Annotated in this window: 16 protein-coding genes; 9 read left to right on the top strand and 7 right to left on the bottom strand. The window is 45.0% G+C overall.

Features of this window, described 5'->3' with window-relative positions:
* Window positions 1-203: 203 nt before the first annotated feature.
* The 6 genes from QUB61_RS22395 to QUB61_RS22370 all read left to right on the top strand — a co-directional run bounded on the left by QUB61_RS22395 (window position 204) and on the right by QUB61_RS22370 (window position 9,292).
* Window positions 204-1,343 carry a DNA cytosine methyltransferase gene (locus tag QUB61_RS22395; RefSeq protein WP_333128094.1) on the top strand — a complete coding sequence of 380 codons (1,140 nt, stop codon included), beginning with the start codon at window positions 204-206 and terminating at the stop codon, window positions 1,341-1,343.
* Window positions 1,344-1,621: 278 nt separating this feature from the next.
* Complete coding sequence (gene miaB / locus QUB61_RS22390; protein WP_333128092.1) at window positions 1,622-2,962, top strand: tRNA (N6-isopentenyl adenosine(37)-C2)-methylthiotransferase MiaB; 1,341 nt, start codon at window positions 1,622-1,624, stop codon at window positions 2,960-2,962.
* Between the two features lie 705 nt (window positions 2,963-3,667).
* A complete protein-coding gene (locus QUB61_RS22385) occupies window positions 3,668-4,741 on the top strand; it encodes a D-alanine--D-alanine ligase family protein (RefSeq protein ID WP_333128089.1) in 1,074 nt (357 codons plus the stop codon).
* A gap of 260 nt (window positions 4,742-5,001) precedes the next feature.
* Window positions 5,002-6,084 (top strand): AI-2E family transporter, encoded by a 1,083-nt coding sequence (locus QUB61_RS22380; protein ID WP_333128087.1) that lies wholly within the window; start codon window positions 5,002-5,004, stop codon window positions 6,082-6,084.
* A gap of 719 nt (window positions 6,085-6,803) precedes the next feature.
* On the top strand, window positions 6,804-8,042 hold the full coding sequence (locus QUB61_RS22375; RefSeq protein WP_333128083.1) for an HhoA/HhoB/HtrA family serine endopeptidase: 1,239 nt from the start codon (window positions 6,804-6,806) through the stop codon (window positions 8,040-8,042).
* Between the two features lie 377 nt (window positions 8,043-8,419).
* A complete protein-coding gene (locus tag QUB61_RS22370; RefSeq protein WP_333128080.1) occupies window positions 8,420-9,292 on the top strand; it encodes an MBL fold metallo-hydrolase in 873 nt (290 codons plus the stop codon).
* Window positions 9,293-9,296: 4 nt separating this feature from the next.
* On the opposite strand, the gene QUB61_RS22365 is transcribed toward QUB61_RS22370, so the two are convergent.
* From QUB61_RS22365 to gcvH, 5 genes are all read right to left on the bottom strand, one after another.
* Window positions 9,297-9,491 carry a hypothetical protein gene (locus QUB61_RS22365; RefSeq protein ID WP_333128077.1) on the bottom strand — a complete coding sequence of 65 codons (195 nt, stop codon included), beginning with the start codon at window positions 9,489-9,491 and terminating at the stop codon, window positions 9,297-9,299.
* 367 nt (window positions 9,492-9,858) lie between these two features.
* Window positions 9,859-10,470: an RloB family protein gene (locus tag QUB61_RS22360; RefSeq protein WP_333128075.1), complete on the bottom strand. Its 612-nt coding sequence runs from the start codon at window positions 10,468-10,470 to the stop codon at window positions 9,859-9,861.
* Between the two features lie 5 nt (window positions 10,471-10,475).
* On the bottom strand, window positions 10,476-11,873 hold the full coding sequence (locus QUB61_RS22355; protein WP_333128073.1) for an ATP/GTP-binding protein: 1,398 nt from the start codon (window positions 11,871-11,873) through the stop codon (window positions 10,476-10,478).
* A gap of 192 nt (window positions 11,874-12,065) precedes the next feature.
* A complete protein-coding gene (gene gcvP / locus QUB61_RS22350) occupies window positions 12,066-15,032 on the bottom strand; it encodes an aminomethyl-transferring glycine dehydrogenase (protein WP_333128181.1) in 2,967 nt (988 codons plus the stop codon).
* 219 nt (window positions 15,033-15,251) lie between these two features.
* Window positions 15,252-15,638 (bottom strand): glycine cleavage system protein GcvH, encoded by a 387-nt coding sequence (gene gcvH / locus QUB61_RS22345; RefSeq protein WP_333128070.1) that lies wholly within the window; start codon window positions 15,636-15,638, stop codon window positions 15,252-15,254.
* A 126-nt stretch (window positions 15,639-15,764) separates the two neighbouring features.
* On the opposite strand from gcvH, the gene QUB61_RS22340 reads away from it, so the two are divergent.
* A complete protein-coding gene (locus QUB61_RS22340; RefSeq protein WP_333128067.1) occupies window positions 15,765-16,475 on the top strand; it encodes an alpha/beta hydrolase in 711 nt (236 codons plus the stop codon).
* 307 nt (window positions 16,476-16,782) lie between these two features.
* Here QUB61_RS22340 and gcvT read toward each other — a convergent pair whose 3' ends face one another.
* Both gcvT and QUB61_RS22330 read right to left on the bottom strand, forming a co-directional pair.
* Window positions 16,783-17,934: a glycine cleavage system aminomethyltransferase GcvT gene (gene gcvT, locus QUB61_RS22335; protein ID WP_333128065.1), complete on the bottom strand. Its 1,152-nt coding sequence runs from the start codon at window positions 17,932-17,934 to the stop codon at window positions 16,783-16,785.
* A 358-nt stretch (window positions 17,935-18,292) separates the two neighbouring features.
* Window positions 18,293-18,568 carry a hypothetical protein gene (locus QUB61_RS22330; protein ID WP_333128062.1) on the bottom strand — a complete coding sequence of 92 codons (276 nt, stop codon included), beginning with the start codon at window positions 18,566-18,568 and terminating at the stop codon, window positions 18,293-18,295.
* 740 nt (window positions 18,569-19,308) lie between these two features.
* Between QUB61_RS22330 and QUB61_RS22325 the strand changes: the two genes are divergently transcribed.
* Both QUB61_RS22325 and QUB61_RS40010 read left to right on the top strand, forming a co-directional pair.
* On the top strand, window positions 19,309-19,587 hold the full coding sequence (locus QUB61_RS22325; RefSeq protein ID WP_333128060.1) for a hypothetical protein: 279 nt from the start codon (window positions 19,309-19,311) through the stop codon (window positions 19,585-19,587).
* Window positions 19,523-20,146 carry a transposase gene (locus QUB61_RS40010; RefSeq protein WP_445300235.1) on the top strand — a complete coding sequence of 208 codons (624 nt, stop codon included), beginning with the start codon at window positions 19,523-19,525 and terminating at the stop codon, window positions 20,144-20,146. Before QUB61_RS22325 ends, QUB61_RS40010 begins: the two co-directional genes overlap by 65 nt.
* The last annotated feature ends 11 nt before the right edge of the window (window positions 20,147-20,157 follow it).

The following is a 20,157-nucleotide window of genomic DNA, read 5'->3' as shown; positions in this document are numbered from 1 at the left end:
ATACCTGTAGGGGCGTTTTTTACCAACAATCGCCTCAAACCAATAATCTGATAAACCCGCCCCGGCAATTCTAACAATTCCCAATTCCCAATTCCCAATTCCCAATTCCCAATTCCCTACAGAATTTATAGTAAGGTGCACCGCTCCCTCGGCACCCGACATAATTTATAATAAGCTAAGCTCAAAATTGCTGGCATCCTTCAATGCACCGTCCTCCTTGTATATTCTCATTTTTTTCTGGTTCAGGCTTGCTCGATCTGGGTTTTGAGTCGATCGGCTTTAATGTAGCGTATGTCAATGAAATTTTCCCACCTTTCATGCAAGCATACCGCTATTCTCGACAGTGCCTGAATTTGCCGCTACCAGAATACGGATATTGCGAAGGAGAGGAAGCAGATGTAACTCGACTTGTAGGGGGAGAACCAGCTTTTCGCCTGCGGGAATTGATGCAGGATGCCCGCAAGCATCACGATATTGTGGGATTTATCGCGGGGCCACCTTGTCCTGACTTTTCTATTGGTGGCAAAAACCGAGGTGGGGAAGGAGATAAAGGCCAGCTTTCAGCTTCATACATTGAATTGATTTGCCAGCAGCAGCCGGATTTTTTTTTGTTTGAAAATGTCAAAGGTTTGTGGAAAACAAAAAAACATAAAGCTTTTTACGGCGAACTCAAATATCAGTTGGCTGATTCGGGATACGTTTTTGTGGAACGTTTAATTAATGCGATAGAATATGGTGTCCCACAAGATAGAGACAGAATTATTTTGATTGGCTTTAGAAAAAATCTTGTCAATAATCTGGGCATTTACCTAGATAAAAAAAGCCAAATGTTACCCGAAAGTTTATTTCCTTGGCAGAGTCAGATATTATATTCCAAATCAGAAGTGTATTCTAATCCTTGGCCGGAAACAAATGCCTTTGCCGACAATGGTTTCTTGCCTTGTCCTGATGGCATTCCCCAAGAGTTAACGGTTGAGTTTTGGTTCCAAAAAAATCAGGTTCTCAACCATCCCAATGCCAAACACTATTTCAAACCCAAAGCTGGCCTTAAGCGATTTGCTTCCGTTGATGAAGGAGATGATTCAAAAAAATCTTTCAAGCGATTGCACCGGTGGCGTTATTCGCCGACAGCTTGTTATGGCAATAACGAAGTTCACTTGCACCCTTACAAAGTTCGCAGGCTTTCTGTTGCAGAAACACTGGCTGTTCAGTCACTGCCAAAAGAGTTTGCATTGCCGTCTGAGATGACATTGACTAATATGTTTAAAACTGTTGGAAATGGGGTTCCTTATTTGGCTGCACAAGGTATTGCCAAAACAATTTTACAGTTTTTATATAACTAAAAAAACCAAATACCCAGCTACCAGACTTCGCAGAAGTTATCGGGTATCTCAAACTATTTGTAGCGGTAAGGTGCGCATTGCGCACCCTAGAATTACTAAAATCTCCAGTAGCGATAAGGTGGGCATTGTGCACCCTAGAATTACTAAAATAAGGTGCGCCATGCGCACCCTACAATTACTAAAATTCCCAATTACCAGACGTATCTCGTTTAACACAGAAGTGTTATAATAAATTGTTAAGGTTGAAAACCTATATTTTTTATTGCCTGCAATTCGCCATGACCGTTAAACCCCGCCGCTATCACATCACTACTTTCGGATGCCAGATGAATAAAGCCGACTCGGAACGGATGGCCGGCATTCTGGAAAATATGGGCTTTGAGTTCTCGGAAGACCCGAACGAAGCTAATTTGATTCTCTACAATACTTGCACAATTCGCGACAATGCCGAACAAAGAGTTTATTCTAACCTGGGAAGGCAAGCTCATCGCAAGCGCCAAGAACCTGGTTTAACTTTAATTGTAGCTGGATGCGTGGCGCAGCAGGAAGGTGAAGCGCTGCTGCGCAGAGTGCCGGAATTAGACTTAGTAATGGGCCCGCAACACGCTAACCGACTTGAAGATTTGCTGGAACAAGTTTTTGAGGGCAATCAAGTGGTGGCGACAGAAGCTGTTGAGATTATGGAGGATATTACTAAGCCGCGCCGCGATAGCAAGGTGACTGCTTGGGTGAATGTAATTTACGGCTGCAATGAACGCTGCACTTATTGTGTTGTCCCGAATGTTCGCGGGGTTGAACAGTCGCGAATGCCGGAGGCGATTCGCGCTGAAATGGAGGATTTGGGCCGTCAAGGTTACAAGGAGGTGACTTTGTTGGGGCAAAATATTGATGCTTACGGACGCGATTTGCCGGGGACAAAACCGGGCGGCAGCAACCAGCATACTTTGACGGATTTGCTTTATTTTTTGCAGGATGTGCCTGGTGTCGATCGCCTCAGATTTGCTACTAGCCACCCGCGCTATTTTACGGAAAGATTGATTAAGGCTTGTGCGGAATTACCGCAGGTTTGCGAACATTTTCACATTCCTTTTCAGTCTGGAGATAATGATATTTTGAAGGCGATGTCTAGGGGTTATACTCAGGAGAAATACCGCCGGATTATTGATACAATTCGCTGTTATATGCCGGATGCTTCGATTACAGCAGACGCGATTGTGGGTTTTCCCGGGGAGACGGAAGCGCAGTTTGAGAAGACTTTGAAGTTGATCGAAGATGTTGGTTTCGATTTGGTGAATACTGCTGCTTACTCCCCTCGCCCGGGAACACCGGCGGCTTTGTGGGAAAATCAGTTGAGTGAGGAGGTGAAAGCCGATCGCCTGCAACGAATCAATCATGTAGTGACAACAACGGCGATGGAACGATCGCAGCGCTATTTCGGACGCACTGAAGAGGTTTTGGTGGAAGTCCAAAATCTCAAAGATTCAACTCAGGTGATGGGACGCACTCGCGGCAATCGTCTCACATTTTTTAAGGGCGATATTGCGGAATTGGCGGGTAAAATGGTGCGGGTTAAAATTACAGATATTCGCGCTTTTAGCTTGACAGGAGAAATGCTGTAATAGTTTTGAGTTTTGAGTTTAATTCCTACAAATAATGTTGGCGAACTCAAAATCAAAACTCAAAATAGAAATTGTAGTCAAATCGCAACTATATTTGTGGAAAGAAGCAATTTAATATGGGCGCAAACTCTGAATAAACCCATTCGCATTTGGCTGCAAACAACTATTCCGACAACGAAGGAGGACTGAAGTATTGAGCGTTTCTGTTTACTCCGGGAATATCTAACTGCACTGAAGGACGATGAAGGAAATAAACTGTTTCAAGTGATGGCAAGAAATCGGGAATCGAATGGTGAGGTAAATGATGGGATTTAAAGCTGTTTGGGGGATGCAATTTTTGACTAACTGTGGCTGTTTGCTGTGGATTCTGGCGAGGGTTTAACTGAAAATGACCAATAATTTATTGATGGTACCCGCCACGTGATTTATCCGTGGAATTAATCCAAAATCGAAAATCGAAAATCCTCAAGCCCCCGCATTTATCCGTGGGGTCAATCTAAAATCTAAAATCTAAAATCTAAAATCGATTGACCGGGGGGGAATTGAGGCTTTTGAAAGGCGGGAGGGGGATTTTAACCGCAGAGAGCGCTCTTGACACAGAGTCCGAGTGGAACAGAGGAGATAATAGTCTTAAAGCGGTTCGTCTCTGCGTTAGCTGCGCTAACTGCGTGTATATTTGTCGAAAAGTCCTAGGAGTATTGAAAAATGACAAAGATGCGGATCGGGCTATTGTTCGGGGGGCGATCGGGCGAACACGAAGTCTCAATTAGTTCGGCGAGGGCGATCGCCCGCGCCCTCGCTGCTGACGAAAATGCCTCTAAATACGAAGTTCTGCCCTTTTATATCCAAAAAAACGGTCGCTGGCTGTCGGGGACATTACCTCAACAAGTCTTAGCCACCGGAAAACCTCTGGAAATAGAGGAACAACCAGGACAAGATGACTCTCCCGCGTCTGGACAGTTTCCTAATTTTAATGCCGTAGATGTTTGGTTCCCTGTTTTGCACGGGCCAAATGGCGAAGACGGTACGGTGCAAGGGTTGCTGAAATTAATGCAACTTCCTTTTGTCGGGTCGGGGGTTTTAGGTTCGGCGCTGGGAATGGATAAAATTGCGATGAAAATGGCTTTTGCTCACGCTGGTTTGCCGCAGGTAAAATACATCGCTGTCAACCGTTCCGAAATCTGGTCTAATCCTTGCGTTTTCCCCAAACTGTGCGACAAAATTGAAGCGGCTTTGGGCTATCCTTGCTTTGTTAAACCGGCGAATTTGGGTTCGTCGGTGGGAATTTCTAAAGCTCGATCGCGCGCAGAGTTAGAAGCAGCTCTCGATAGCGCCGCCAGCTACGACAGGCGGATAATTGTCGAAGCGGGTGTGGTTGCTAGAGAATTAGAATGTGCAGTTTTAGGCAACGATAATCCTAAAGCTTCAACGGTGGGAGAAATTACTTTTCAAAGCGATTTCTACGACTACGAAACTAAATATACCGAGGGACAAGCCGACTGGTCAATTCCGGCAAAAGTCAGCGGTGCGATCGTCTCGCAAATCCAAGAAATGGCAGTGCAAGCATTTTTGGCTGTAGACGCAGCAGGTTTAGCGCGCGTAGACTTTTTCTACATTGAATCAACCGGAGAAGTTTTGATTAACGAAATAAACACTTTCCCCGGATTTACAGCTACCAGTATGTATCCGCAGATGTGGGCAGTGGACGGCATTTCTTTCCCCGAATTAGTAGACCGTTTAATTCAATTAGCTCTCGAACGGCACGGAGAAAAAGGTTGAATCGCGAGCTGCAAACCGCTGCCGTGCCAACCGAAAAAAAATTAATTTCGCAGGTAATATATCCATACCAGCGGAAACGATATAACATGGTTGTGGCAGGCAGTGCCTGCCAGCAACCCAATTTCCCCTGCTAGTCGAGCAACTGGGAATTTTAAGCAGTCGGGTATAAATAAATGCAACATAAAATGGTTAACGTAGAAAGGCGAATAGCATTGTCAATCTCACATCTTGCATCTCAAATTTTAACTCGGTTAACTTAGATGAGACGTTTCCCTAAACTTCCGCAGTGGTGGACTTACGGACTGGTATTTCCCCTAGCGGTACTCAACTGCTGGTTAGCCCTCCTAGTCTTTGAATATTTTCGCGCCCTGATTACAGTTTTGGTAGTGGCTACAGTGCTGTCTTTTTTGCTGGATTATCCAGTGCGCTTTCTGCGCAGATACGGGCTGAAGCGCGATCGAGCAGTTTTGTCGGTATTGTTTTTGACTTTACTGGTATTAGTGGTTTTAGGTCTGACTCTGGCTCCGATTCTGCTAAACCAAATCACTGAACTCGCCACTCGACTGCCGACTTGGATAGTTTCTGGCACAGAACAGATTGAAGCGTTCCACAAGTGGGCGGAAAATCGCAATCTCCGCATTGATGTCAGGGGTTTGACTACCCAATTGAGCGAGAGACTTTCAGCTCAATTGCAGTCTCTGACTGGCGAAATTCTCAAATTTGGCTTGGGTGCTGCAGACAGTCTGTTGAATTTCCTCCTCACAATAGTCGTGACATTCTACTTGCTCTTGCACGGCGAGCGCGTGTGGGAAGGCTTGTTTAAGTGGTTTCCCTCCAAGCTGAACCTTCAATTGCGAGGGTTGCTGGCGCGAAGCTTCCACAACTACTTCGTCGGGCAAGCAACTTTGGCGGGTTTGATGGGACTGTCGATAACTGTTGCTTTTTTAATTTTGCGAGTTCCCTTCGGGCTGCTGTTCGGTTTGGGTGTGGGTGTAATGACCATGATTCCCTTCGGGGCACCTTTCAGTATTTGCATTGTCAGTTTGCTGATCACATTAAACAACTTTTGGCTCGGCGTGACAGTTTTAGCTGTCGCTACAGTAATTGAGCAAGTAATTGAAAGCGGGGTTGCTCCTCGGTTATTAGGCGGTTTTATCGGTCTCAATCCCGTGTGGATTTTAGTATCGCTGCTGGTGGGGGCTAAGGTGGCGGGAGTAGCTGGTTTGATAGTTGCTGTGCCGATGGCAGGTTTTATTAAGAATACTGTTGATACTTTGGAAACTTTGAGCAACAATTCCCAGGAAATTGATTCGGTTAGTTCCATTGAACCTGCGGAGCAATAAAATTGCCAACTCCGTTAAAATGTCAAATTTTAACGGAGTTTTTGCCGACTATTTTGACTGAGGCTTAGTTAATACTTTAGCTTGAGGCTTTACAGGTTTTTTACTTCGACTTTAGGTTTAGGCTTTCCGGGTGCTTTAGCTGCTGTCCTGGATGCAGGCAGGGTCAATCGATTTTAGATTTGAGATTTTAGATTAAAGAATTGAAGCCTTGACCCCACGGATAAATTCGGGGGGCAAGTTTCATCGGATACAGGTTTTTTATTTCACCGGTCCTGAGTCTGCTTTCGGAATGAATCCGGGGGCTTGTATCCTGGATGCTTTCGGTCAAAAACCCGGTTTCTACTTTAATGTCGTGAGCTCACAACGAAGATTTTGACTTCGTGAGTCAAGGACTGTTGTAGAGTTCGGATATCAATCCTGTGAAGATTTCATGGCAATGCGGAATCTCCTAGTCTGCGGCCGTAGTCTTGATTATTGAAGTGTGAGGCAATTTGCCAGTGCTGCCTGAGGTCGATCGCACTCAAAAGCTGGAATCCACAATTGGCCGGAGAGTGTCGGGTTTCTACCCCACCTTGTAGGGTAAACCCCACCAGTCAAGCAGCTCTCATAATGCTTGAATTAAAATTAAAGACCCTTTAGTTCTAACTTAATTACAGTAGGTGCTAAAAATGCAAAACCCTAATTATAACTCTCGCTCTAACTCCCACCAAATCAATACTATGTCAACCAAAAATATGCCTGCTGCAACTGTGCGTTCTCGCCATTTTTCGTTGCCGAAAAAACTGGCTTTTTTATCCCTTGTTTTGCTCGGCTCGACCGCAACTGTTGGGTGCAACGCCCTAACTTCTCAAGTTCCTGGAAGTTCTAACGCCATCAAAGCTGAACCGGCAAGTGCAGCGCCAATCTCAGCATTGCCTGCAAATCTACTGCCGTCTCAAGACTCTAATTTTGTCACTAAAGTTGTGCAGGAAGTCGGCCCTGCAGTGGTGCGGATCAATTCGTCTCGCACGGTGACGAACCAAATTCCAGATGAGATACCCGATCAATTCCGGCGCTTCTTCGGTTCGGAATTGCCGATTGAGCCGGGAAATAGGGTAGAACGGGGTTCTGGTTCGGGTTTTGTTTTTGGTTCCGACGGCCGCATTTTGACTAACGCTCACGTTGTAGATGGCGCGGATACGGTGACGGTAAAACTGAAGGATGGTCGCGAATTTGTCGGCAAAGTTTTAGGCGTAGATACAGTTACTGATGTGGCTGTTATTAAAGTAGAAGCTAACAATTTGCCTGTGGTAAGTTTGGGCAAATCTGAAGAGTTACAGCCGGGAGAATGGGCGATCGCGATCGGCAATCCCCTCGGTTTGGACAATACTGTAACTGTGGGCATTATTAGCGCTACAGGCCGTTCTAGCGCCGATGTCGGCGTTCCCGACAAGCGCGTCAGCTTTATTCAAACCGACGCTGCGATCAATCCTGGCAATTCTGGCGGCCCGCTGCTGAACCAGCGCGGTCAAGTTATCGGCATGAATACGGCGATTATTCAAGGCGCTCAAGGATTGGGTTTTGCTATTCCGATCGATCGAGCACAACAAATTGCCGACCAATTAGTAACAACAGGAAAAGCCGAACATCCTTATCTCGGCGTTCGGATGTTGAGCATTACTCCCGAAGTTAAGGCAGAATTCAATAAAAATCCCAACCCCAAATTGAGGCTGACTGAAGATAAAGGCGTGTTAGTTTTGGGAATTGCCAAAGGTTCTCCGGCGGCACAAGCTGGAGTTCGCGTTGCCGATGTGATCAAGAAAATCAACGGTGCAGAAGTCAGCGATGCTGGCAGCGTACAGCAAATTGTCGAGAAAAGTACAGTGGGCAGCGATCTGCAGCTTGAGTTGAGCCGCGGCGGACAACCTGTTACTGTGGCGGTGAAAGCGGGTGCTTTTCCAGCGGCCCAGAACCGGTAGTAGAATTGTTGATTGAAACTTATATCTTGCACGCAGAAGCAAGAGTCCGGCAGGGGTTTAAATCCCTGCCTCAAAGTATCAGTCCTCTTGCATAGGACTAATACTCAGCTACTGTCAATAAATAGCGAGTAACTATTAATCGATTTTAACTGAGATCTTGCACCATTGTCAGCAACAGGCAAGATGCCTGTTCCACAAGAAAATTTATCTTTTGTGGAACAGGCATCTTGCCTGTTCATAAAAGGATTATTGAGAATTGTGCAACATATGAGTTTTAACCGACTTGTGCTGTGAGACGGGGTTTAAGCCCCCGGCGGGATGTCGTAGTAATTATAGTAAGTTACCATAATTTATATGGGTTATTAAGAGGTAGAAAAATGGCTAACATTCATCGGAGGCGTACTGAAAATATCAGCGGTAACTTTTATGTAGACACTACCTGCATTGACTGCGATACTTGTCGGTGGATGGCACCTGAAGTATTTACTCAAGAGGGAGAACAGTCTGCTGTTTACCACCAGCCAACTAACGAGATGGAAGAAAGGCGAGCGCTGGCGGCTCTTTTGTCTTGTCCCACAAGTTCGATCGGCACTGTTGAAAAACCGAAAAACATCAAAGAAGTTCAGCAAAGTTTGCCCGCACTCGTAGCAGAAAATGTCTATCACTGCGGCTACCACTCAGAGAAATCCTACGCCGCGGCCAGCTATTTAATTGTCCGTCCCGATGGCAATATTTTAGTTGATTCTCCCCGTTTTGTGCCGCCGCTAGTCAAAAACATAGAAGCAATGGGCGGCATTCGCTATATGTACTTGACTCACCGCGACGATGTGGCAGATCATCAACAATACCACGACCATTTTGGGTGCGATCGCATTCTCCATGCTGACGAAATTAACGCTGGTACTCGCAGTGTAGAAATTCAATTGTCGCGCAGCGAACCGCATCAAATAGCAGATGACTTGTTGATTATACCTGTTCCCGGCCACACGAAAGGTCACACAGTTTTGCTTTACAATAACAAGTTTTTGTTCAGCGGCGATCATCTTGCTTGGTCGGAAAGTTTGCAGCAGCTAGTTGGCTTTCCCGAAGTCTGTTGGTATTCTTGGCCAGAACAAATCAAATCTATGCAGAATTTGGCTAATTATGACTTTGAATGGGTGTTGCCGGGACACGGCCGCAGGTATTATGCCGATCGAGAAACAATGCGCGCGCAAATGCAACAGTGTATTGCTTGGATGGTCGATGCTTAATAGTTTAAAACCCCTTTTCTACTAGGTGGTGGAAACCAATCCTACACACACTTTCGCCGCCTGCCACCAAAAAGAAGTCATCCCCGCTGTTGGAAGAATCGACTAACCAGTTGTAGCGGCTGGTGTGATTAGCCCCCCAGCGTTCTAGCCGAATTCGCAACTTTTTGGCGAGGGCGGGTTCTAGTGCATAATGATTCATCCGATGTCGATCGGCTGTAACGTCTACAGATAAGGTGGGATTGGCTGTTTGGGCGATCGGCGTTTTGAGGTAAGCTGCTGCTGCTATAGCAATCCTAAATCATTTCTGAATTTCTTACTCCCTCCCCTTGATAAGGGGAGGGTTGGGGTGGGGTAAAAAATTTACGACTCCTGCAAGGATTGCTATACCACCCCCAAAGCAGCCAAAACACCTAAAAATAATAGGATAATCCAACGCGGCTTATTTTCGGGCGATCCCCACACAAATCGTGCATTCATTTTGATAAAGTCTGAAAACTGCTTTTGCGATCGAAAAATGTTAATTAAATTATCCTAATCTCTTATTCACATTATAGAAAATGTTGAAGTCAGCAGTCACTACCCAAGCTTTTCAGCAGAATCTCAACAAGTCTATAGACATGGGTTCCTAGTGTTGGTGGCCAATTGTGCTGAGAACTTGGATGTAGATTTTTCGATCGATTTACTGCATCTTTAGTATTTGGCTGGTAAGCCGAGATATCCAGATTGCTACCATTGTAACTTCCTAAAATTATTCGTAGTCTTGCCTTAAAATTATCGCAAGTCCTATCCTGAGTATTAATATCTTCAAAGTGTAAAGTTAACCATACTTCAAAACAAGGATTGCTAATAGCTAAATTATAACCTCTTTGCCTAGCTTGACTGCAGACATAACTCAATTTTTTGTCACCCCAACGATCCACATCAGAAACCAGCCAAAGCATATCATCCTTACTTAGATCGTATCGTTCTTTGAATTTATCTAAACGTTCTAAAACATATTCAGGTGAAGACTTACCATCTTCTGTAGTTGCTAATATCTCCACTTTGATTCTGGTGCTCTTAAACATCCCAAAATATTGCTTTTCAGTTTCCTTACCTTCCGTAGCAACTATAAATAGTTTTGCATCTCTCCGATCGTGTTCGCGATCTAATAATTTTGTTCGCTTAATTTTTCCCATTGCTATTAGTTAGTTATCACGGATAGATCGGTTTCACAATTAAGCCAGCCTAAATTTTGTGGATTTCCAAAGAAGGGAATAGCTCCAAAACGTCCATTCAAATAACCTTTCTCAATTTTCAGATCGGGTCTCATTTTGAATTCCGCTAAAGAGTAAAGATTAGACACACCTTGTTCGCTCTTTTCAACAAACCAAATTTCATCACGTCGGAGTAAATCTAAGTCTAGCAAATTGGTATCGTGGGTTGTAAAAATGAGTTGATTTTTTTTGTCTCTACAATTGATTGCTACTTGTACAAAATTCCGAGAAAGCAGAGGATGCAAACGTCTATCAAGTTCATCCAGAAAAATGACTTTTTCTTCTTCTTGTTTTAAAATAAAAAGAGCCGGAATCAAATTAATGAGGCGTTGAGTTCCTTCTGATTCCTCTTCTATTGAAAAGTCAATAAATTCTCCGTCTTCACTGCGATGACGAGTTCTGAGTTGAATCAAGATTAATTGACTCCGATCGTCCTTAAAGAGTAGAAATCTTGTACCTTCTAAGTTTTCAATCATTGCCATTGAATTTTTTTCTGTTTTATTCAGTTCTTGAATAAGATTATCTCTTAAAACTTTAGGCATAGTTGGCAAGTGTCGCTCAAAATCCAACTCTACTTTCTCTGTCACTATTGAATCAATTCCTATTCCTGCAAACTTCAGAAACTCACTGAGAAAGTCCGTGAATGATTCATCACTGAGTATGCTAATTTCCAAGGGTGTGTAATCTGCTTCTGCTGGAATAATAGTTAATACTTTTAGAAACCAGTCAAAAATAGGTTGTAAAGCAGTAACATTTCGCTCAAGAGATTCTGTCAAAAAAAGTTGATTGGGGCGAGTTCCTTGTGCAATAAAATCGAGAAACAGTTGATGTTTCTTACTTCGACCTTTAAGTTTTAAACCATATTCTACTGTAGTTTCTTTTTTTGATGACGTGACCCGCTCAAAGTACATCACTTCCTGCTTCTTGCCCTCAGGGATTCCATAAAGCCATTCTTCAAAAATTTGCTCTCTATTTAATGTAAACCCGTAGGAGTATTGATCGCCTTGGTGCGTAAAAATAAACTCAAACTTGCTAGGCTGCTTACTATAATCACCCAGTTTGAATGGAGAAACAGGGATAGTTTGACTGGTGCGAGTTCCCTGTAAAACTAAGTTTTTGGCAAAACTTATAGCCTCGATCAGATTTGACTTACCTGCTGCGTTTGCTCCGTAGATTGCTCCAATTGGCAATATCGATCGCCCTTTTGCTGCTGCATCTTCAGCAAGGTGATCTATATGTTGTTGGTCGCTATTAACTCCCACCATACTAAAAGTGACTTCATCCCTGAAGGATAAGAAATTTTGTATAGTAAGTTGAATTAACATTATTTTTACCAATTAGGAGGCATGAGATTACACTATTTTCACCCATTATGGTAGCCTCAAACAGGTATTTAGGAGAAAAAATCTCCTAAATTACCTATCTTTATGCAAACTTTATCTCTCTAGACGGAGATGTGGGGGATGCCAAGGGGCTCTAAACTCAGAGCCAAAGGAGATTTAGCATAAATTTCAGTCTTAAGTGTAAGCCTCCATTGGCAAACAAGAACAGACAAAATTGCGATCGCCAAACGCATTATCTATCCGGCCCACCGCCGGCCAAAACTTATGTTCGCGAGTCCAAGATGCCGGATAAGCCGCTTGCGCGCGAGTATAAGGACGATCCCACTCATCAACCATCAGAGATTCTGCGGTGTGCGGCGCATTTTTCAAGACGTTATTTTCCGCATCAACATTACCTTTTTCAATCTCCGCAATTTCGCCTCGAATCGCAATCATCGCATCGCAAAAACGGTCTAATTCCTGCTTTGATTCGCTTTCCGTCGGTTCCACCATTACCGTACCAGCAACCGGCCAAGAAACCGTCGGCGCGTGATAGCCGTAATCCATCAACCGTTTAGCGATATCTTCGACTTCAATAGCCGCAGATTTTTTGAGCGATCGCAAATCCAGAATACACTCGTGCGCCACTAAACCAGCTTTCCCTTTGTACAAAACCGGATAATAAGATGCTAACCGATGCGCCATGTAATTAGCATTAAGAATTGCTACTTTTGTCGCCTCAGTTAAACCCACTCCTCCCATCATCCGAATGTACATCCAAGAAATAGTCAAAATGCTAGCACTTCCCCAAGGCGCTGCGGAAACAGCACCAACTGATTTTTGGTGACTGTTAACTGTTGACTGTTGACTGTTAAGACTTAACTGTTGACTGTTAAGAAGAGAGTTACTGGGCAAAAATTCTACCAAATGAGACATTACCCCAATCGGTCCCATTCCCGGCCCGCCGCCGCCGTGGGGAATACAGAAAGTTTTGTGCAAATTCAAGTGACAAACATCAGCACCAAAATCACCGGGCCGGCACAAACCCACTTGAGCATTCATATTTGCGCCGTCCATATAAACTTGTCCGCCACAGTTGTGGACAATCTCGCAAATCTCTTTAATTTCTTGCTCAAAAACGCCGTGCGTAGATGGATATGTCACCATCAAAGCCGCCAGTTCTTTTTTGTGTGTCTCGGCTTTTTTATGTAAATCTGCGACATCAATATTGCCCTGGGAATCGCACTCGACAGCAACTACTTTCATCCCCGCCATCACTGCGCTAGCCGGATTTGTACCGTGGGCTGACTGGGGAATCAAACAGATATTTCGGTGAGATTCGCCTCGGTGTTCGTGGTATTGGCGAATAACTAACAAGCCCGCGTATTCGCCTTGGGAACCGGCGTTTGGTTGCAAAGAAATTCCCGCAAAACCTGTGATTTCTGCCAGCCACTGTTCTAGTTGCACGAACATCTTTTGATAGCCGCGAGTTTGATCGGGGGGTGCAAAAGGATGTATCTTGCCAAATTCCGCCCAAGTCACCGGCATCATCTCTGCTGTTGCATTCAATTTCATTGTGCAAGAACCCAAGGGAATCATCGATGTATTTAGGGATAAGTCCTTGGCTTCTAAACGGTGCAAATAGCGCAAAAGTTCAGTTTCTGAATGGTAGCTGTTGAAAACTGGATGGGCGAGATAGCTGCTGGTGCGATCGCAAAAATCTGGTAAGGTCAAATAGGAACTCAATGCGTCTGCATCCAGCGGAATGTTGAGAGCATTCTGCCCGTGGGCCCTGATATAATCCTTATCCTGTGCAAAAATTTTCCACAACTCTTGCACATCTTCAGCGGTGACAGTTTCATCTAAAGTGATTCCCACTGTCGAATCATCAAAAACTCGGAGATTAATTTGGCGAACTTTAGCAGCTTCTAGAAGTTCGGACAGCGGTTTGTCTCCTAATTCTACCCGCAAAGTATCGAAGAAAGGTTGAGAACCAATTTTGTATCCGAAACTTCTTAAACCGGATGCTAAAAGTGCTGTTAAACTCCTTACTTTCTCAGCAATGTCTTTCAGTCCAGACGGGCCGTGATAAACAGCATACATACTCGCCATCACTGCCAGCAAAACTTGAGCAGTACAAATATTGCTGGTTGCTTTTTCGCGGCGGATGTGCTGTTCGCGAGTTTGCAAGGCCAAACGTAAAGCAGATTTGCCGTTGGCATCTTGAGAAACGCCGACGATTCTCCCGGGAACTTGCCGTTTAAACTCTTCTCGCGTGGCGAAATAGGCGGCGTGGGGCCCTCCGAATCCCATCGGCACTCCGAAGCGCTGAGTGGTTCCTACGGCTATATCCGCGCCGAATTCGCCGGGGGGTGTAAGCAAGCAAAGGCTCAAAATGTCGGCGGCTACTGTGACTAATGCGCCGACTTCGTGTGCCGATCGAATAAAATCCGTATAGTCGTAAATTGCGCCGTCTGTGGCGGGGTATTGCAGGAGAGCGCCGAAGATTGTACGATCGAACTCAAAGCTTTGATGGTCGCCGACAATTACCTCAATTCCCAACGGCTTAGCGCGAGTTTGCACCACTTCCACAGTTTGAGGGTGGCAATCTTGGGAAACAAAAAACGCTTTTGCCCCCTTTTTGCTGGCGCCGTAACTCACCGCCATCGCTTCCGCCGCCGCAGTCCCTTCATCCAGCAAGGAAGCGTTGGCAATTTCCAAACCCGTGAGGTCAATTATCATGGTTTGGAAGTTCAGTAAAGCTTCCAATCGCCCTTGAGCAATTTCGGCTTGGTAGGGAGTGTAAGCTGTATACCAGCCGGGATTTTCTAGGATATTCCGCTGGATGACGGGGGGAGTTATGCAGTCGTGATATCCAGTGCCGATGTACGATCGAAAAACCTGATTTTTTGCAGCAATTTCTTTCAATTCTGCCAAAGCGCTGTACTCGCTTTGCGCTTCGGGAAGTAGTAGGGGTCCAGAAATGCGAATCGCCGCAGGAACCGTTTTCTCAATCAACTCATCAAGGCTAGAAATCCCCAAAACATCGAGCATTTGCTGGATTTCGCTGGGTGTCGGGCCTATGTGCCGGACCGCAAAACCATCGATGGGGGAAAGGTTTTGCTGCTGGTTGGGTTCAATTTGAGGGCTGTAGAGTACCAAGGCTGATTCTCCTGAATTGACTTTTCTTCTTTGTTTGTAACATTTTGCTAAGGAAGAAGAAAGTTCGGCAACCAGCAATTTACGGGATTGAAAGGATTTAACCGATTTAGCGGATTGATGTTGAGGTTCGAGATTCGAGGTTCGAGGTTTGAGGGAAGAAGGAAGAGGAAAGATTTTTCCCATTCTCCCCCTCCCCCACTCTCCCCTACTGCCCCTCCCCTACTCGCCTTCCACCATTTCGCGATACTTCTCGGCCGATAAAGCGTCATCGACTTCGCTGGGATTGTCAACGCGCACTTTCAGCAGCCACCCATCGCCATAGGGGTCGTCGGCCAAATTTTCGGGAGACTCTACCATGTCACCATTGCGTTCTACGACTGTACCGGTAACTGGTGCGTATAAGTCTGCAACGGCTTTCACTGACTCGACTGTACCGAAAGGTTCGCCCTTTACCAGCGTCTCACCGACTTCTGGCAATTCCAAAAATACGATCTCACCTAATTGATTCACGGCAAAGCGAGTGATGCCGATGGTGGCTAGGTCGCCTTCGAGTCGGATGTATTCGTGGCTGTCTAGGTATTTCAAGTCATCGGGGTATTCTGTCATGTCTTTCCTCACAATAAACAAAGTATCAAGTAAATCTTAGTCAACTATGGGCATTTATTGATGGCTAACTGGAACAAAAAAAATATTAAACGCTTGCTTTTCGGAGAATTTTCGGTCAAACGACTTATGCGATCTATAATTTTTATTTACGCATTTCTGTGTTTTTACGGTTTCTTTTTTTCAGAACGGCTAATTTTCCAACATCCCCCCTCTAGCCAGAGTGATAGCAGGGAAGTTATCAAACTTGGCTCAGCTAATGGCGTGAAAATTTCTGCCGTTCATTTTCCTAACCCGCAAGCTAAATATACCATACTTTACAGTCACGCGAATGCAGAAAACTTGGACGGGATTTTGTGGGTGCTCAGAGAGATTCGAGATAGGGGGTTTGCTGTGTTTGCCTATGATTATCAAGGTTACGGCACGAGCCAGGGAAATCCTTCTGAGTATAATACTTATCGTGATATTGATGCTGCTTACAATTATTTAACCCAACAGTTGGGAGTACCCGCAAAGCACATTATTCTTTATGGGCGTTCTGTGGGCGGTGGGCCGGCAATTGATTTGGCGTCGCGCCAAAAAGTCGGCGGTTTGGTTGTTGAAAGTTCCTTTGTTTCGGCTTTTCGGGTGTTGACGCGGATTCCGCTTTTACCATTTGACAAGTTTGTGAATCTTGATAAGATTTGCAAAGTTCGATCGCCTGTTTTGGTGATTCATGGTAAGGCTGATGAGGTGGTGCATTTTTGGCATGGAGAGCAGTTGTTTGCAGCGGCGAAGCAGCCGAAATTAAATTTTTGGGTTGATGGGGCCGGTCAATCGATTTTAGATTTTAGATTTTAGATTTTAGATTGACCCCACGGATAAATGCGGGGGCTTGAGGATTTTCGATTTTCGATTTTGGATTGATTCCACGGATAAATCACGTGGCGGGTACCATCAAGAAATTCTTGGTCATAATGATTTGATGGATGTGGCGGGCGATCGCTATGCTGCAACTTTGCGAAAATTTGCTAAGCTAGTACATGAGTCTTCTTCACCACAATTATTAGCAACGGGCTAGAAGCCCGTTACACAACAAATACACTTAAACTTTCTTGTGACCCGTTGCTCAGAGCAACGCCCCTGAATTAATGCTCACCTACTTAATTTAACTAGGTCGGTTTGGCGATCGATAAAATGGTTTTTTCACCACACTAGCCGGATAGTTTTTCCCGCGAATCTCGATTTCTAATTGCTGACCGATTTTTGCTAATTTTGCCGGAACAAATGCCAGGGCTACTGGCCGATTCAATGTAGGCGATAATGTACCGCTAGTAACTTCTCCTACTGTTTCGCCTTCAAATATTACCGGATAGCCGTGGCGCGCAATGTGCCGCCCCTGCATTTCTAACCCTACCAACCGCTTTGATACTCCACTCGCTTTCTGCTGTTCCAAAACCTCGCGACCAATAAAATCGCCTTTGGTGTCGAGGTGAACTACCCAACCCAATCCAGCCTCTAAAGGCGTGATATTGTCGTCGATATCTTGACCGTAAAGAGCCATTGCTGCTTCTAAACGCAAGGTATCTCTGGCGCCCAAACCGCAGGGTACAACGCCAGCATCTAACAATTTTCGCCACAGTTCTTTTCCTACTTCGGCATCCACCATGATTTCAAACCCATCTTCGCCGGTGTAACCTGTTCTGGCGATAAAACTCGGCTGTCCCAACAGAGTTGTTTCTAAGTGACCGAATGCCTTAATTGGTGCGAGGTTGTCTTCTACGAAAGGCTGGAGATATTTGAGAGATTCCGGTCCTTGAATTGCGATTAGGACTTTATCTTCGGAGATGTCGGTAAAACAGAGTCCGCTCAATTCTAAGTGAGTAGTGAGCCATGCTTTGTCTGGGATGCGAGTGGCGGCATTGACAATAATTACTGCACGTTCTTCGCTAGTGATAGCGTCGGGTTCTTGGCAGTAGAAAATAATGTCGTCTAAGATGCAGCCTTTGGCATTTAGCAAGACTGTATATTGAGCTTGACCGGGTTGCAAGCGGCTCAAGTCTGAGGGTACTAGGGGTTGAAATTTTTCTATTAATTGTTTCCCTCTCAAACCAAATTTTCCCATGTGGGAAATGTCGAACATTCCTGCTTGCTGGCGTACTGCTTGGTGTTCGCTGCTGATGCCTGCGTACTGCACCGCCATCTCCCACCCGGAAAAGGGCACCATTCGGGCTTTGAGTTCTAATGATAGGTCGTACAGAGGCGTGCGGACAAGTTGGCTCGACCTCTCTGGATTGCTGGGTTCAGTTGACTTTGCCACAGGTAGCGCTTTGGTTGCAGGTAGACTCTTTTGATTTTACGGGAAAATTGGTTTTCGCGGTGTGTAGGGCGATCGAATTTAAGGACACGGCAATGCTGTTTAGTTACAAGTCGCGGAAATTAAGGACACGCCCATGCCGTTTCCCTACGAGTAAGGACACGGCGATGAGGACGCGGCAGTGCCGTTTCCCTACGAGTAAGGACACAGCAGTGCCGTTTCCCTAATCTTGTTTATGGAGAATAGCGGGCTCGAACCGCTGACCCCTACAATGCCACTGTTCATATATTTTGCCTGTAATACATACTATGTATAGCTTTTTAGCATTCTCAATAACTGATATATCAATTTAATCGCTTTTTTAAGAATCCTGAGAATCTTGAGAATTTTCAGATTCTTTATCTTGGCTGGCTTCCCGCTGCTCCAGCCATTCGATCAGCGCCATCCGCACGATCGATGCCAATGACTGACTCGGTTCGATCGCCTGAGCTTTTAATCGCTCCCGCAACTGCCCAATGTCGAATGTAATACTTATCCGATCGCGACTATCCCTACTTTTTCCCATAAAATCCTTGACTACTGGAATCAGGATAATAGAAAAACTTAGAAATTCTCTAAGTTTTTCTTGACGCAACACTAATTTAGTGTTACAGTTGCAAAACGCCTGGTAAACGTGCGTCAACACGTTTACCAGACTTTCACCTACAGCCGACGGACGGCACAGGAGACAGAATTATGTTACAGCAACAGCATCTAGTTGTCGTTGAACGTTCGTTCAACCACAACTGCATTGTGAAAGGTTTCGGCAAGACACCTGAATAAGCAGCTCGCAAAGTTTTCTCACGAGCGCGGGAATATGGCGAATGGGACGCAACGAAAACTTACCCCAAAGCTAAAAAACCTGAGCCAGGAACCGAAAAAGGAAGCCCACGGCACGAAAGGTAATTTTTTTTTCAAGTTTCGCGATCCAATTTAAGTGCAAAAAATCAACAACTCCAAATAGATCGTGAGATACGAACAGAGATGCCGTAGACTTTACCCGGCACAGTAAGAGCCGCCAAATGGAAAGCGCAATTATTGGACTCGCACTCAGCTTAAGGAACTACTGGGATACGTCGGCAGAAAGAACCTTAACGCGAAAAAAGCGCCAGCAATGTCTGAAGGCTCGTTCAAGAGACGGCTGGCACTGTTGGAGGAAGGTCCCGAAAGTGAACGAGCGATTTATACCCGCCAATTCTCAGATTTCACCTTAATGTCGCAAGGAGGCTCCCGCTATAACGAAGTTTAGCGGCGAGAGGAATTGCGACAAACAATAAACGCGCGGTAGCGCAACCTTAAAAATTAAGCTATAATCATGTTAGTGAGTTTTTGTTAAGGATGAACCAAGTTCTGACGCTAGTTGTCAAGCTTCAAGTTAGTACCGAAAAGCAGCAATTGTTGTTCGATACGGCTAGTGCTTTCGCATCAGCTTGTAATTGGATTAATCAAAATATTAATCCTAACCTAACCAACAGAAACTCAATCCAAGCCGTCTGCTACAAAAATGTAAAAGACCAGTTTGGGTTAACGGCTAACCACGTTGTTAGAGCTTGTGCCCTCGTGGCGAGCCAATCGCCTAACGGCAAAACAGAAAGGGAAAAAGGTCAAGAGCTTTAAGCCCACTAGCTTTGATTGTGATGCTAGGACTTTTCGTTTCGTTGAGTCAAATTGGACGGTTAGCATTTCTACAACAGGTAAACGGTTAACCGTTCCTCTAAGAGCTAGCAATTACCATCGCGGCAAGTTAGGTGGACAAAACCCTACTTCGGTCCAAGTTTGTTTACACAAAGACGGTTGTTGGTATGTCCACATTCAGCTAAAGTTAGAATCTCCGAAAACTATTAAGGCAACTAACGTCATCGGTGTCGATCTTGGACCCAGAGATATTGCAGTTACCAGCACAGGTAAATCCTGGTCGGGTAAGGAAATTCAAAAAACTAGAGATAAATACAGTCGGGTTCGGGCTTCTTTGCAAAAGAAAGCATCCCAAGGCACAAGGTCTACTCGCCGTAGGGCTAGACAGATTTTGAAACGGTTATCGGGACGCGAAAGAAGGTACCAAACCTGGCTAAACCATAACATCTCAAAAGCTATTATTTTTGAGGCCGGCACCATTTGTGACAAGTTAAGAAAAAGTGCAAATTGTCAAGGGGGTAGACAAAAAAAGGTAAAATAGGATGAAACCTT

Source organism: Microcoleus sp. C2D2 (assembly GCF_036702495.1).
Taxonomy (GTDB): domain Bacteria; phylum Cyanobacteriota; class Cyanobacteriia; order Cyanobacteriales; family Microcoleaceae; genus Microcoleus.
This window is presented reverse-complemented; position numbering and strand designations above follow the sequence as displayed.